Source organism: Streptomyces sp. NPDC102514, from assembly GCF_055584525.1.
This window is the reverse complement of sequence record NZ_JBVJLW010000043.1, coordinates 1-14,475: the sequence shown is the minus strand read 5'-3', so window position 1 is coordinate 14,475 and position 14,475 is coordinate 1. Positions and strand designations below refer to the sequence as shown.

Annotated in this window: 14 protein-coding genes, 1 tRNA gene and 1 pseudogene; 9 read left to right on the top strand and 7 right to left on the bottom strand. The window is 69.1% G+C overall.

What is annotated here, in order from left to right:
• The 6 genes from glp to ACZ60E_RS45325 all read left to right on the top strand — a co-directional run bounded on the left by glp (window position 1) and on the right by ACZ60E_RS45325 (window position 4,963).
• On the top strand, window positions 1-1,323 hold the full coding sequence (gene glp / locus ACZ60E_RS45350) for a molybdotransferase-like divisome protein Glp (protein ID WP_384810990.1): 1,323 nt from the start codon (window positions 1-3) through the stop codon (window positions 1,321-1,323).
• A gap of 73 nt (window positions 1,324-1,396) precedes the next feature.
• On the top strand, window positions 1,397-1,876 hold the full coding sequence (gene moaC / locus ACZ60E_RS45345) for a cyclic pyranopterin monophosphate synthase MoaC (protein WP_189774961.1): 480 nt from the start codon (window positions 1,397-1,399) through the stop codon (window positions 1,874-1,876).
• 125 nt (window positions 1,877-2,001) lie between these two features.
• Window positions 2,002-2,511, top strand: coding sequence for a MogA/MoaB family molybdenum cofactor biosynthesis protein (locus ACZ60E_RS45340; protein WP_469448182.1), 510 nt, complete (start codon window positions 2,002-2,004; stop codon window positions 2,509-2,511).
• Window positions 2,508-3,167: a GNAT family N-acetyltransferase gene (locus ACZ60E_RS45335; protein ID WP_384811106.1), complete on the top strand. Its 660-nt coding sequence runs from the start codon at window positions 2,508-2,510 to the stop codon at window positions 3,165-3,167. Before ACZ60E_RS45340 ends, ACZ60E_RS45335 begins: the two co-directional genes overlap by 4 nt.
• A 177-nt stretch (window positions 3,168-3,344) precedes the next feature.
• On the top strand, window positions 3,345-4,781 hold the full coding sequence (gene sepX, locus ACZ60E_RS45330) for a divisome protein SepX/GlpR (RefSeq protein WP_469448175.1): 1,437 nt from the start codon (window positions 3,345-3,347) through the stop codon (window positions 4,779-4,781).
• 108 nt (window positions 4,782-4,889) lie between these two features.
• Window positions 4,890-4,963: transfer RNA gene (locus tag ACZ60E_RS45325), tRNA-Ala, on the top strand.
• A gap of 235 nt (window positions 4,964-5,198) precedes the next feature.
• Here ACZ60E_RS45325 and ACZ60E_RS45320 read toward each other — a convergent pair.
• Window positions 5,199-7,040, bottom strand: a complete 1,842-nt coding sequence (locus tag ACZ60E_RS45320) for a hypothetical protein (protein ID WP_469448174.1) — start codon at window positions 7,038-7,040, stop codon at window positions 5,199-5,201.
• Entirely contained in the window at window positions 7,037-7,990 is a 954-nt protein-coding gene (locus tag ACZ60E_RS45315; RefSeq protein ID WP_469448173.1) for a hypothetical protein, read from the bottom strand. The genes ACZ60E_RS45320 and ACZ60E_RS45315 overlap by 4 nt, the downstream gene beginning before the upstream one ends.
• A gap of 48 nt (window positions 7,991-8,038) precedes the next feature.
• Between ACZ60E_RS45315 and ACZ60E_RS45310 the strand changes: the two genes are divergently transcribed.
• Window positions 8,039-8,356, top strand: coding sequence for a helix-turn-helix domain-containing protein (locus tag ACZ60E_RS45310; protein WP_469448172.1), 318 nt, complete (start codon window positions 8,039-8,041; stop codon window positions 8,354-8,356).
• Window positions 8,357-8,571: 215 nt separating this feature from the next.
• Here the strand turns inward: ACZ60E_RS45310 and ACZ60E_RS45305 are convergent, their stop codons facing one another.
• Window positions 8,572-9,072, bottom strand: coding sequence for a hypothetical protein (locus tag ACZ60E_RS45305; protein ID WP_469448171.1), 501 nt, complete (start codon window positions 9,070-9,072; stop codon window positions 8,572-8,574).
• 485 nt (window positions 9,073-9,557) lie between these two features.
• On the opposite strand from ACZ60E_RS45305, the gene ACZ60E_RS45300 reads away from it, so the two are divergent.
• Together ACZ60E_RS45300 and ACZ60E_RS45295 are read left to right on the top strand one after the other, a co-directional pair.
• Window positions 9,558-10,559 carry a DUF6192 family protein gene (locus tag ACZ60E_RS45300; RefSeq protein ID WP_469448170.1) on the top strand — a complete coding sequence of 334 codons (1,002 nt, stop codon included), beginning with the start codon at window positions 9,558-9,560 and terminating at the stop codon, window positions 10,557-10,559.
• Between the two features lie 14 nt (window positions 10,560-10,573).
• A pseudogene (locus tag ACZ60E_RS45295) lies at window positions 10,574-10,666 on the top strand (RacP protein); the annotation flags it as partial.
• Between the two features lie 368 nt (window positions 10,667-11,034).
• On the opposite strand, the gene ACZ60E_RS45290 reads toward ACZ60E_RS45295, so the two are convergent.
• From ACZ60E_RS45290 to ACZ60E_RS45275, 4 genes are all read right to left on the bottom strand, one after another.
• Window positions 11,035-11,781: an ATP-binding cassette domain-containing protein gene (locus ACZ60E_RS45290; protein ID WP_469448169.1), complete on the bottom strand. Its 747-nt coding sequence runs from the start codon at window positions 11,779-11,781 to the stop codon at window positions 11,035-11,037.
• Window positions 11,778-12,389, bottom strand: a complete 612-nt coding sequence (locus ACZ60E_RS45285; protein ID WP_469448168.1) for a hypothetical protein — start codon at window positions 12,387-12,389, stop codon at window positions 11,778-11,780. The genes ACZ60E_RS45290 and ACZ60E_RS45285 overlap by 4 nt, the downstream gene beginning before the upstream one ends.
• Window positions 12,350-13,615, bottom strand: coding sequence for a hypothetical protein (locus tag ACZ60E_RS45280; RefSeq protein ID WP_469448167.1), 1,266 nt, complete (start codon window positions 13,613-13,615; stop codon window positions 12,350-12,352). The genes ACZ60E_RS45285 and ACZ60E_RS45280 overlap by 40 nt, the downstream gene beginning before the upstream one ends.
• Before the next feature lie 93 nt (window positions 13,616-13,708).
• The gene (locus ACZ60E_RS45275) at window positions 13,709-14,086 is read right to left on the bottom strand and encodes a hypothetical protein (protein WP_469448166.1); all 378 of its coding nucleotides are present in this window, start codon (window positions 14,084-14,086) and stop codon (window positions 13,709-13,711) included.
• Window positions 14,087-14,475: the final 389 nt, after the last annotated feature.

The following is a 14,475-nucleotide window of genomic DNA, read 5'->3' as shown; positions in this document are numbered from 1 at the left end:
TTGAGCACCGCCGCGACCCGTGCCACCGGCCAGGACCACCTCTGGTCGGTGACCGAGCACCTGGAGGACATCCTCGCGACCGTGCGGCCCCTGGACCCCATCCAGCTGCAACTCCTCGACGCCCAGGGCTGTGTCCTGGTCGAGGACGTCATGGTGCCGGTGTCCCTGCCGCCCTTCGACAACAGCTCGATGGACGGGTACGCGGTCAGGGTCGCCGATGTCGCGGGCGCCAGCGAGGAGTATCCGGCAGTCCTCACGGTCGTCGGCGACGTCGCGGCGGGCCAGTCCGAACTGCTCCACGTGGGTCCCGGCCAGACCGCCCGCATCATGACGGGCGCCCCGCTGCCGCCCGGCGCCGAAGCGGTCGTCCCCGTGGAGTGGACCGACGGCGGCCTCGGCGAGGGCCCCGTCTCCGGGATGCGCGCCCGCAGCACGTCCCCCGAAGGCGCCTCGGGCCAGGTGCACGTCCACCGCCCGGCGGGAGCACGCGCGCATGTGCGCGCGAAGGGCAGCGATGTGCAGGCCGGCGACCGCGCCCTGTCCGCGGGCACCGTCCTCGGCCCGCCGCAGATCGGCCTGCTCGCCGCGATCGGCCGGGGGACCGTCCGCGTCCGCCCCCGTCCGCGCGTGGTGGTCCTGTCCACCGGCAGCGAACTCGTCCAGCCCGACGGCGAGTTGGAGAACGGCCAGATCTACGACTCCAACAGCTACGCGCTGTGCGCCGCGGCCCGGGACGCCGGAGCGATCGCCTACCGGGTGGGCGCCGTCGCCGACGACGCCGAGACCCTCCGCGCCACCATCGAGGACCAGCTCATCCGCGCCGACCTCGTGGTCACCACGGGCGGCGTCAGCGTCGGCGCGTACGACGTCGTCAAGGAGGCGCTCTCCTCGGTCGGCGACGAGGACGAGGCGGGCGGCGGCATCGAGTTCCGCAAGCTCGCCATGCAGCCCGGCAAGCCCCAGGGCTTCGGCACCATCGGCCCCGACCACACCCCGCTGCTCGCCCTCCCGGGCAACCCCGTCTCCTCGTACGTGTCCTTCGAGCTGTTCGTGCGCCCCGCGATCCGCACCCTGGCCGGCCTGGACGACGTCCACCGGCCCACCATCCGGGCGACACTCCGTACGGAGAAGTCGCTCACCTCGCCCGCGGGCCGCCGTCAATTCCTGCGCGGCCGGTACGCGGACGGGGAAGTGAGGCCCGTCGGCGGCGCCGGATCCCATCTGATCGCGGCCCTCGCGCACGCCGACGCGCTGATCGTCGTCCCGGAGACCGTCGAGTCCGTGGAGACCGGCACCGAGGTCGACGTGGTCCTCCTGGGCTGAGAGCTCCGGGTTGGGGGTACCGTGTCGCGCACGACAGGCACGACCGGGAGCGCCGCCACAGCATGAGTACGGCATGAGCACGCAGGACAGACTGACCCACATCGACGAGGCGGGTGCCGCCCGCATGGTCGACGTGTCCGAGAAGGACGTGACGGCCCGCACCGCGCGCGCGAGCGGCCGCGTCCTGGTCTCGCCCCGCGTGATCGAGCTGCTGCGCGGCGAGGGGGTGCCCAAGGGGGACGCTCTCGCCACCGCGCGCATCGCGGGCATCATGGGCGCCAAGCGCACCCCGGATCTGATCCCGCTCTGCCACCCGTTGTCGGTGTCGGGTGTCAAGCTTGACCTGTCGGTCGCGGACGACGCCGTCGAGATCCTGGCCACCGTGAAGACCACCGACCGCACGGGCGTGGAGATGGAGGCCCTCACCGCGGTCACCGTGGCGGCTCTCACCGTGATCGACATGGTCAAGGCGGTCGACAAGGGAGCGGTCATCACGGACGTGCGCGTGGAGGAGAAGACGGGCGGCAAGTCGGGCGACTGGAGCCGGCCATGACAACGACCCCGGAGAACCCGGAAGCCCCCGAGACCCCGGACGTGTCGGAGACCCCGGCGGAAGCGGCGGCCCCGGCCGGTCCGCCCGCCGGCGTCGCGCCGACGGCCCCGTACAGCGCGGCCGCGCTGACCGCCCCGTACAGCGCGCTCGTCGTGACCGCCTCGAACCGCGCGGCGGCCGGTGTGTACGAGGACAGGGGCGGGCCGCTGATCGCGGAGGGACTCACGAAGTTCGGCTTCGCCGTCGACGGCCCGTGGGCGGTCCCCGACGGGGACCCCGTGGAGCACGCCCTGCGGGCGGGCGTCCGCGTCGGCTACAGCGTCGTCGTGACCACCGGTGGTACGGGCATCTCGCCCACCGACCGCACGCCGGAGGCCACACGGAACGTGATCGAGTACGAGGTGCCGGGCATTCCCGAGGCCATCAGGGCGTTCGGACGGGAGAAGGTGCCCACGGCGGCGCTCTCCCGGGGCCTCGCCGGGGTCGCCGAGGGGACGCTGATCGTGAACCTGCCGGGTTCCACCGGCGGGGTCAAGGACGGTCTGGCCGTCCTCGAACCCCTTCTGATCCACGCCGTCGACCAGTTGCGCGGCGGCGACCACCCCAGACCCGGCGGCAGTGGGGGTGCGAGCTGAACAGCCCATCCTGGCCGGTCGAGCTGGCGCACGGCGATGTGGTCCTCAGGCCCATAAAGCTGCGCGACCAGCGAGCCTGGCGTGACGTCAACCGGCGCAACCGGGACTGGCTGCGCCCCTGGGAGGCGACCATTCCGCCGCCCACGCCCAGCGGGCCGATCGCCCACCGGCCGACGTACCGGCAGATGGTGCGGCATCTGCGCGCCGAGGCGAACGCGGGGCGGATGCTGCCGTTCGTCATCGAGTACCAGGGGCGGCTCGTCGGACAGCTGACGGTCGCCGGAATCACCTGGGGCTCCATGTGTTCGGGCCATATCGGCTACTGGGTGGACGAGGCGGTCGCCGGACGCGGAGTGATGCCGACGGCTGTGGCACTTGTGTCCGACCACTGCTTCCGAACCGTTGGTCTGCACCGCATCGAGGTCTGCATTCGGCCCGAGAACGGACCCAGCCGGCGGGTCGTCGAGAAACTCGGATTCCGTGACGAAGGTCTCCGTCCGCGTTATCTCCACATCGACGGAGCCTGGCGCGACCACCTCGTCTTCGCCCTCACGGCCGAGGAGATCCCCGAAGGACTGCTGGCCCGCTGGCGGCGGACCCACACGAGGAACGCGTCCGAAAACTCACCTAGGGACACGCCCCGGAACACCGCGTAAATGAAATAGGTGTTCGAAAATGATCGGCGATCGACCATCCTCGGGCATTAATTTCGTGCTCTCGGCGGCCTGCTGATCGCATCGGTCACAAAAAAAGCTCGAAATATCAGCCAGATCGTGCGACACACCGGCTCAATTGGCAGATGGCCTCATGCAAACCCCTCTACCGTGTGAGGCGTGAGCAGCAGCGGCCTCATCTACGCAGTCATTGTCGGGGCCTGGGCCGCCTACTTGGTGCCGATGTGGCTCCGTAGGCAGGACGAGCTGAATGAGGCCCGTCCGACGGAACGCTTCAGCACCGCCATCCGGCTTCTGTCCGGACGAGCGGGAATGGAGCGCCGATACGCCAAGGACCTGCAGGCGCGCTCCACCGAAGAGGGGGAGCAGCGCGCCGACCCGGACGGCGTCACCGACTCGGTGGACGTCCGGGCCTTCGCCATGCCTCCGACGCGCCGTGAAGTACGGGCGAGCGTCGACGAGGCGCGAGACGCCCGGGAGGCGCGCTCCGAGGCGCAGCACGCCCAGGCACAGGCGCAACACGCCCAGGCGCAGGCCCAGCACGCGCAGGCTCAGGCGCAGCAGGCCTCCAGACAGGCGCAGGCGTCGAGGCAGGCCGCCAAGCAGCAGGCGCTGCAGCAGGCGTCGGAACAAGAGGCACGGCAGGCCGCACGGCAGGCGGCGGTGACGGCCCCCAAGCCCGGCGCCCGTCCCGTGCCCCAGCAGGGCGCCAAGTCCTCGAAGACGTCCAGGGCCTCGAAGACGTCGAACGGCACGACGACGTCGTCCCCCGCGCGACGGGCCGCCGCGGCGGAGGCCGCGGCCCGCGCCCGGCGCTCGAAGGTGCTCGCGCGCCGACGGCGTACGACCGTCATGCTCTTCGTCGCCTTCACGCTCGGTGCGATCGTCGCGGCCGTCGGCGGACTGGCGTTCCTGTGGGCGCCCGCGGTGCCCGCCGTGATGCTGAGCATCTACATCGCGTATCTGCGCTCCCAGGAGCGTCGGCGCTTCACGTACGTGATGGACCGCAGGCAGGCCGAGGCCGCGGCGCAGCGACTGCGCGAGCGGCAGCCGCGCCGGCGGCCCCCGGCCGACCCGGGCGCCGCCGACGAGCCGGAGGACGGACCCGAGCCCGACACCGATCCCGGGATGTCGGCGCTCGCGGCGGACCGCCGTGCCCTCGTCGAGCAGACCGATCACGCGGAGTGGGTCGACCAGCAGCGCGAGCGCCGCAACGGCCCCGCGCGCGGTGACAGCTGGGACCCCGTCCCGGTGCCCCTGCCGACGTACGTGACGGCGCCGGTCGCCCCGCGTGCGACGTCCGACGTCGACCTGGGCGCGCCCGACGCGTGGAGCTCGGCCCGGTCCAGCACGGCCGAGCCGAACGCGGACCGCGCGGCGGCGGAGGCGGACGCGGCCGAGGCGGCGGAAGCAGCCGAAGCGGCCGAGGCGCAGGAGGAACTGGGCGAGCTCGACGGGGACGACGTGGACGGCAGCTCGGGCAGCGCCGCGGACGCCCGCCGCGCGGCCTCGGCCCGCCGGGCCCGCGAACGGGGCCGCACGCCCCTCTTCGACCAGTACGAGGACGGCGACCGGCCGCGCGCCGCCAACGAGTGACGGCACCTCAGAACCCCACCGGAGGCCCTGCCCCTGACCAGCGGGAGAGCCACCGGGAACGGATTTCCAAGCACCCTGATGAGGATGCTAGAGTTTCACTCGTTGCAAGGGCCTGTGGCGCAGTCTGGTAGCGCACCTCGTTCGCATCGAGGGGGTCTGGGGTTCAAATCCCCACAGGTCCACCGCACGACTGTTCTTGAGTTAGCTCGGGAGTGGTTGACGAGATCCCGTCCGATCGGAAGATCGGGCGGGATCTTCGTCGTTTCCGGGGTGTGTTCGATGCGGTGTCCGAATGTGCGAGGCGTCACGGGTGGCTGCTGGTGGTGATTTCGCCGGGGGATCGGTGGTGATTCGGTGCGGGAGACGGGGCGGGGCTGTCGCGGGGCAGGGCGAAGCCCGGGTCGTGGCGCGGAGGTGTCAGATCGTCGTGGTGGCGGTGCGTGCCCTGGCGGGCGGTGGAATCCCGGAGGCCGACGCGATGGGCGGCCGTTGTCCGTCGCTCCCGGTGTTCTCCTCGACGAACAACTTGTGGTCGGCGTTGGGTGTGCTGGTCTGCGTCCAGCTGCGCAGGATGTCGAGGTTGATCGTGAAGATCATCAGGGCGAGCAGGATGGTCTGGGCGACGCGGCCGTGGGCGAGTCGTCTGGCCGGGTCGGCGATGTCGACGCCATGGGATTTCGCTCTGCCGTTCAATCCTTCAATATTTGCCCGGATGGGCCGGTAGCCGTCCTGCCAGGACGGCTGGAGGTAGTGGCGGTCCTGCCGGAACTTGTCGATCTTCCCGAGGTCGCCGGGGTGAACGGTGACCGTCGGGCGTTGACAGATCTTCGGCAACTCCTCCGGGGGCGGTGGCCGCAGCCGTTCGGATACGGGGATGGGGACGGTGGGCTTGGCCGCGGTGTGCGCGGCGGTGGCGCGCGGGCTGTTGAGATCGACCGTGCCCGGACGGGCGACGGCGATCTGGTGGATCTGGTGGAAACGGGCGCAGGAGACCGCAGGCGAAGGCCCGGCGGCGGGGCACTGCAGACGGATCGTGCCGTGCGGATCCGGGTTCTGCTTGCGTTTGAGGAAGAACGGGGTGCGGGCCGCGATCAGTTGGGTGAGCGGTTCGTCGTCGCCGACTTCGCGTACGGCTTTGTCGTCCAGGTTCGTGGTGGCGTGGATCAGGGTGTCGGGCATTGCGGGGCAGGCCAGGGAGCCGTCGACGAGCAGTGCGCCGGAGGCGGCGGTGCCCTGCAGGCCGCGGTGTTCCTGTTTGTAGTCGAGGACGAGCTGGTAGCCCAGGCGGCGGGCGGGGATGGCGAAGTGGGCGGGCAGCTGGTCGGTGTAGGCGCGGTCGGCGGCCAGCAGTCCGGCCGGCAGGCCCAGGCGGTGGGCGGCGAGGCGGGTCAGGGCGTGCACCGCGTCCGGTCCGACGCGTTTGCCGGGGGTGTCCACCACGAGGCCGAGCGCGAGCTGGGGATGGCGGCTGACCCGCTCCCCGGCCAGGTCAGTGCCCTCGCCATGACGTCGGCTGGCGGCGACCAGGAGGGTCGCGGAGTGCCCGAAGATGCCCTCCTCCGCGCCGCCGCAGTAGTGCCAGCCCGCAGTGAGATCGACGGAGGCGAGCTCGCGGCGGTCGCTGGGCGGGTGGTGCCAGGACGGAATGGGGGTGGTGTCGGCGCCGATGTCACCAAGCCAGCCGGTGAACAATCCGCGCCGGTGGGCGAGGCGGACGGTGACCAGCACCAGGCGGTCGCTGATCTCCTGCAGCAGCACCCGGCGGCGCACGTGCTCGGGATCGTCGTCCTCCCAGGCCGCGGCGATGACCGCGGCCGTCTCGGCGGGCAGCCGGCGACGGCGATCGCAGCGGTGCGGGTCCAGGGCGGTGGTGAGACGGTCGAAGGCCCGGTAGACGCGGCGGGAGAACGCGAGACGGTCATGCGCGTCGGCGCCGGTGAGGTCGGGGACGCCGAGCCAGGAGCGGGCGGCGGGCCGCAGATGGTCGGCCAGGATCCGAAAGGCGTCGGCGAGGTTCGCGCCCCGGCCGTAGTGCAGTGCCAGCAGCAGACCGACCAGCACGGTGCGCACTGGGAGCCCGTCCGGGCCGGGACGGCCCTCAAGTTCCGTCTCGATCAGAGGCAGGACGCCCGAGTCGTGCAGCAGCGTATCGAGCTGGCCGACCTTGGAATCAGGGATTTCGGGCGGGGCGTCGGTGAGGGCCCGGGGACGGCACTGCCGGGCCTTGTCCGCATTGCGCCAGGCACGCGGGACGCTCACAGGTCGGGACCGCGCAACAGCCGCATCGCGGTGGCGTCATCGAGCGGGGGCACGTGATGCTGGAAGCGGGCGAGCGACGCGGCCGAGGCAAGCCCGGCCGCCTTCGCGATCAGATCATGGTCGATGCGGGCGGCCATCAGCTCGACGATCCACGTCGCCCGCAGCCGGCCCGCCGACAGCGCCGGCAGATGGTCGGGCGGGCGGTGGATCAGCGACCAGGAACCGATCAGGTTCTTGGCGTAGGCGGCGGTGCGCCGGGGCCGGAACAGGAAGCCGCCGCCCGCCGCGTTGGCCAGCTCGCCCAGGAGCGGGTCCCAGGCGGCGCGGGCCACCAGCGGGACGATCCGCTCGACGCCGGTGTGCAGCAGCGGACCCCCGCCGCGCAGCCGCCGCAAGTTGCCGCCGCGCGTTGCGGCCACCTCGCGCGGGGTGAGCCCGTATCCCGCACCGAGTCCCAGCAGGGCGAGTCCGTCGGTGCGCTGCTGCCCGCGCAGATGCGACGCCCAATGCCGCAGCCCGGCCAACTCGGCCCTGTTGTAGGGCTGGTGGGGGTTGATGGCCGCGTGCAGCCGGGCCGGGGCCGCTTCACCGCGCTTCGCGAAGGCCAGCGCATCGCGTACCCGCAAAAGCCAGGTGCGGTAGGTACGGACCGTCGACGGTTCCACCTCGCCGAGCAGGGAGAGAACGAACGCGTCGATGGCCTCGTTGCGCAACCAGTCGTCCGGCTCCCGGCCAAGACCGCAGGCCAGGGCCCACAGCGCCAGACGCCCGGTGACGTGCAGCAGCCGCTCCACGTCGTAGGGCACCGCCGTGACCGTGGCGGCGACCACCGAACGCACCAGCGGCGCGACTTCCTCCCAGCCGGCGGGCGCGTTCCGGGGCCGATAGCGGGTGATCTTCGCGGACACCACCGGATCAAGGACCACGGTCCATGCATACCGGCTGGACAAGCAGCCATTCCATGTTTGATCGACTTCTATGGACAGGACGGTGCGCACATGGTCGGAGGGCACGCCCGCGCACGCCCCCCGCGGCAGCTCACCCACGATCCGGAAACCTGGCCCGAACAGCCCGCCGCCGACCCCGCGGCCGAGGCCGTCCGTCAGATTGCCCGCGCCCTCGCCCGCGTCCTGGACGAGCAGGGCCTGAGCCTTCGCGCGGTCGCGGACGGCTCCGGCGTCAACCGGCAGGCCATCGCCGACCTGCTCGCCGGACGCTCCTGGCCCGATGTCGCGACCGTCGCCCGGCTGGCCGCCTTCACCCGCGCCGGGCTGTGGCCGTCGCAGACCGCTGCTGACCGTAAGGGGGAGCATTGAGCCTCGATCCATGCCCGGATCCGCCAACTGGCGACCGGGCAGGGTGATTTCGTGGCTCCGCACTCCGAGCGGGAAACACGGCGATTACGCTCGAAGCGCGCGAGTCACCGCTGACTGGGACCTCACGCAACCGGCACCGTCGAGCTGAACCCTCGGCGGTGCCACCCCCCGACCACAGGACGAGCCGAACCACGGGCGCGTCCCGGGCACTTGGGTCAGACCGTTCCCTCCTCCCCGCTGCCCGCGTGCGTCTGCCGGGCGGCGGGCGTGATCGCGAACCATGCCGGGGACACCTCAGCGACCAGCCCCTCTTTCGCCAGCTTCTTCAGCCGCGAGCGGGTGGTCTCCACCCGGTCCGGCTGCTCGCCGATCGCATCCCCGATGTCCTGCACCTTCATCGCCTGGTTCGCCCCGGCCAGCAGCACCAGAATCCGCTCCCGCGCCAGCTCAAGATCCAGCGGCCCCGGCGACAGAGACGGCTCGCGCGCCGCCGTCCCCGCATCGAAGTCCGGGACCCGGGCCGAAGACGGCAGGGCCGGTTCACCGGCAACGTCCCCGTGCCCCTCGCCTGCCAAGGACAGCAGCGTCTGGCGGGTGATTGTCAGATGAGCCAGCCGCTCCTCCAGAGCGGCGACCTTCTCACGCAGCGCGGCCAGTTCACCGCGCACCACCGACTCTTCCCTGTCCAGACGCTCGAACAACGGCGGCATCGTCATCGTCTGCCTCCCGCCCGCAGTGCCCGGCGGCGTACTCCTGGCCGGCCCGCCCGGCCGGAACCTCAAGTCACCGTAGGAGCACGCCGGGCATGATCGCAGAAGGTGACCGCCAATGACCCCAACCGACCGCAACAGCCCACCCTGCGCCCGCCGCGAACCACTCCGCGACAACTCCCGCCCGCGACCGAACGATCCCCGGGCAACGGCAGGCCCCACAGCCCGCCGATGCCGACGAGAAGAACGGGCCGGACGGGCGGTCGGTGCCTGCGGGGGACCTGGAACCGCACGGAGGAAACTGCCTGTCCAACGGTCACGGGAAGTGCCGTGCAGGAACATTCAGAACTCAATTACGTTCACAATGCAACCAATTACGGTCGTTCATTGTGATCTTAAGATTTACGCACCGACCCTCGGTGTGAAAGCGGGCCCTGCTCCGTCACGGCCTCAAATGCCGTGCCCCGGCCCGCAGTTGGTGGTGAATCACCATGCCCCAGGAGACCGAGAAGGTCGGCAACGTCAGCCAGTCCCGCTACGAGCAGATCGTGGCCGAACTGCGGAACGTGGTCGAACAGCAGACACGCGGGCAGTTCACGATCGGTGACGGCGCCCTGGAAATCGAGCCGATGCGGCATCGCGGCGGCGAGACCGCGGCGGACACACAGTGGACGGTCAAGGCCTCGCTGACGCGGCTGGCCGCGGACATCGGCCTGTCCTTCGGCGGGGTGAGGTCGGCACGATGGACGTCGTCGCGGTGGCCGAAGGAGCACCGGCAAGCCGGGGTCTCCTTCACGGTTCACCGCATCCTCGCGCACATCGAGAATGACACGGAGCGCTTCGACGCGATCAAGAACCCGCCGAAGGGGAAGTCACGGTGGACACCCGACGACGCCAGCCGGCGGGTGGGGCAGCAGGTCGAAACGCCCGTCACGCCGCAGGAGAAGATCACCGCGATCCACTCCCTCGCCCAGGAGCCGGAGGTCGCCGCGGCAGTCACCACGGACTTCCTGAAGCGTCCTCAGGTCGCGGCCAAAGTCACGCCCGAGGACAAGGTCCGGGCAGTGGAAGAGTTCACCCGCGACGAGTCCATCGCGGCGACAGCCGCAACCGGCCTGCTCCGCCGGCCCGACGTCGCGTTCAAGGCAATGGGCGACGACACCGCCAGGTCCCAGGTCAACCACGCCCAGACGGAACGCAGCCGGCAGGCCCGCGAGGACTTCGAACGCACCAGCCCCATCGCCCCGGCCGTCCGGCACATCGACCGCACGGTGGAGTTCCTCGACCTGGTCACCGCCTGCCACGCCTTCGTCGCCGCGGCCGGCCGCACCGTCCCCGGCCTGCGCGACCGCACCCTGGGCGACGACGAACGCACCATCGTCCACGAGAACGTCGCCCGCGTCCGCGCGACCCTCGACTGGATCGAGACCGCCGTCGACACCGGCAAGGTCGACATGGACGAGGAACTGACCCGCCTGCTGAAAGGCGAGTAACCGTGCCCAAGCGCTCCCCGACCGCGGAGCGCCACGCCGACCTCGTCCGCACCGCCCTCCTCAAAGCCGCACCCGCCGGAATGACACTCCTCCAACTCTCCGCAGCGTGCGGGCTCAGCCGATGGCAGACACGACGCGCCCTGGCCGCGCTCAAAGACGCCTGCGCGGAGAAAGGATGGCCTCCCCTGCTCTGGACCCGCGAACGCGACTACCACTTCTGCGCGAGCGAACCGGAACTGGAGCAGTGGGAACGAGCCTGGATCAGCGAGAGACTCACCCAGTTCCGCCGCATGCTCACCGGCACCCTCGGACCCCACCTCCAACTGTTCCCCAACAGCGCCTGGGCCGAGTACTTGACAGCCCAGGTCAGAGCGATCGAATCCAACCTGGAGATGGCCTCGAATCATCAGAGGCGTTGAGTAGGGTCGGGGACTGGAAACGGAGCGGCAGCCACCGCGCCAGTCCCCGGCCCTACTCAGTTGTCCACGTCGCTGAGGTGGTCGAGGAGTGCCGTGTATGCGCCTTCGGCAGCGCGGCCAGGAGCAGTGTCAGGCGGAGTGTGGGCCAAGAAGTCTTTCGTAGTTCCAGACTGAAGGATCTCTCCTCTGTAGAGAACCGTGACGTGATCGGCTTCCTCTGCAAGGTCTTGGATGTCATGCGTGGACATGAGGATCCTCACCTCGCCGGCGAGAGAGGCGAGTACGTTGCGAAATGCTCGGCGCTGTTGCGGGTCCAGACCTGCGGTCGGCTCGTCCAGTAGCAGGACTTGGGCGTCATGGACGAGCGTGGCTGCGACACCAAGGCGTCGTAGCTGTCCACCAGAAAGGCGGTGGGTTTTCACATCAGCGCGCTCCGTGAGGTTGACCCGGCTGAGTGCAAGGAGCGCCTTCTCATGCGCAACGGCCGTTGTCATGCCCTTGAGCCAGCCTGCGTAGGCAACATACTCGTGTGCTGTGAGCTGCGGCATCGGCTGGACGTGTTGCGGTAGCCATCCGACCGCGCGCCGGTATGAGCGGGTCGAAGACGGCGTTTCATCGAGAGTGACAGTGCCGCGTGCGGCGTGTGTCGTACCTGCAGCGAGTTTCAGCAGCGTGGACTTGCCAGCGCCGTTCGGGCCAAGGAGAACGGTCAGGCCGTTAGGGAGGGTGTATGTGAAGTCAGTGAGCACTGGGCTGCTCCAACGCCGGTACGCGTAGGTCACGTTGTCGAGGCAGATTGTCATGAGAGCTCCTGGCGCGCACGGAGAAGGACGGTGAGACCGGCGGCGAGCACTACCAGAGCGGCAGCTGTGGCATGTGCGGCACCCGCGGGCTCAGGCAGGACAGTCCACGGATCGGGGTCGGGATAGGGGCGCTGGGAAAAGAAGACGACCAGAGCGATCCATATGACGGGGATCGTCACGGCTGCCTGGCGCGCCCATGGTCTGGCCATGAGCATCAGACCCGTCAGGAATCCGACATTGCGGGCGACAGATACGCCGGTGGCAGACCAAGCCGCACCGGCGAGGAGCAGACATCCCAAGGTAACGGCCAGCACGAGCAGTGCGTCCCGCGCCGGAATGAAACGCACGGCTGTTGTCTCGAATGCTGCCAGTCTTGAATCCAGCGACAGGGACAGCGCTGCCACGACGGGAACTGGAAGGAACACGGTCAACACGGCTTGCTGGCTGTTGGAGAAGAAGGACGGGAGCTGAACGTACTCTCCGCCGATCCATACCGTGAGTCCCATCGACACCACGGTCAAGGTAGTGAGGACGGTAAAGGTGCGTCGAGTCTTGAGCCACCAGCGCATCAGCCCGCGCACGCCTTCCTGGAAGCGTCGACGAACCATGATGCCTGCGCCTTGGTCGGTCGGCTCAATACGTCGCGGAGCATGCCGTCGACATCACCTGGTGAGCCTTGCCGGTCGATGGTTTTTCGCAACCGTTCCCACGACTGGGTGGTTCCGGTGACGTGTGCGGCCCAGGCGATGACGACGCGGCGCAGGAGAGGATCCGGCCGTGAGCAGGTCATGCCTGTGGCTGCGATCGTCACGGCGAATACGGCGTCGTGCCGGTCGGTTGCCCTGGTCAAGGGCACCCGCCAAGTTGAGGCAGTTGACGGGGTGTAGAAGCGCCCCTCGGGCATGCTGTCGATAACAGTCTTGGGGGAGGTAGGGACGCCAGCTTCGCCAAAGGTCGCGAGCACCTTACGGGTGGCGGCGACGGCTTGGGGCAGCGCGGTTGCCGTTTGCTCCGGCATGCAGACCTTCGTCCGCCCCGTATGGCCACACTCCATAGTCACCGCATACGTCTTCAGCGGTGGGTTGTATCCGTAGTCTTTGACCCCTTCGTAAGTGCCCGTGACACCCGCAGCGACGACGATGAGCGCTGCTGCAACGGGCAGCGCCCGACGCCGTACTGGCGCCCACGCCACAAGCATGGCAAGAGCGACACTTCCGGTGAACGCGACGTGCGGCCACAGGGCCCCCCATGCGGGTGCCTCGCCGAACATCAACTGCTCAGGGAACGCACCTGACACGTGCCGCACCCAGGGTGCGTCCGCGGTCACGGTGAATGCCACCGCGACCCACGTCACCACCGCGAGAACCGGCGTAGCGATCACCTTCGGTACCCACCGGCCAATGGTGAAGCCGATCACCGCATGCCACACGCACACGATCATTCCCACAACCAGGGCGGAGATGCTGTCCCATGTCGGCCACACCCCCTCTACCGCGAGAGCAACCATCGCAGGCAGAATCAGCATAAGCCACGCCAATGTGACAACCGGCAGCAGCGCCTGGCCAGCGATCCGATACCGAGAACGTGCGTGGTTCATGTCCCATATGCCCGCCTGCCGGAGGGTTCCTGACACCCAGGCGGCAAGGGCTGATGTGACGGCGTAGGCAAATGAGTAGGCGAAACGCAACGGGTACGACGTGATCTCAGGAGCGAACCCGAATGCGTCGGGCGGAGGGTGTCCGGGGCCGCCGATGTAGTAGAGCAGCGGCAACGCGACAGCGACAGGAGCGGCCCACAATGCGGGCGAGGAACGGAACAGGGTGGTGAGCTTCACAGTCTTCCCAGCTGGTGCGGCAAACGAGACGGGTGGCCGCCTCCATCGGCAGATCAGGAGGCGACCACCAGCTTGCATAGGATCACAATTCTGTTAGTCGGCTGCGGTGTTGTCGACGAAGATGACCTCGACGCTCAGCTTCCCGACACCGCCGTACACGCCCTCAACGCTGAAGTAGTAGTCCCCCGACGGCAGGTCGTGCCATTCGCCGTTGCTCTGCTCCATGTAGCCATCGAAGCAGTTGGTGTACGACTTTATGTCGTAGTCGGCATCCGGCCACGCCGAGATGTCCCTGTGCATCTGGATGTCCGTCTTGTTCGGCTTGCTGCCGCCGGAACTTTCGGGCCCGCTGCAGTTCCGGTAGATGACCTGGGAGTACTGCTCATCGCCCCATCTACGGGACTCCTTTCCCTTCGACACCTCGAAGAAGTAGCTCGTCCACAGGTAGTCCTCGGCTGTTGCTGCTGACATGGACAGCAGCGTGACTGCCGCTGTGATCGTGGCGACTATTCCCCCGCGTCTTATGCGCACAGGTTTCAACCCCCATTGGCTGTGTTGGCTTGACGGCGCTCTCGAAGCAAACCGGAATGACTAACTCCGGTCTTACGAGAGGTCGGTCACTGTAAACACCTGGCTCACACGCGCCACAAGGGTTGAACAAGGACATGACAGGAAGCTCGCGCGTTGGAGCGGAATGGCGTGACAGTGCCCCACCAGTCAGCTAGGACACGTCAGGGCGTGCGAACATCACGCGCAGCGGAATCACTAGCCTCGAAGTTTCGTGACGGTCCGCCGACGGAGTCGATGGACCGTTTTCGTGCCGTGGGTGAAGGCTGTGCAGGCCCAGGGCCCGAGTGTCG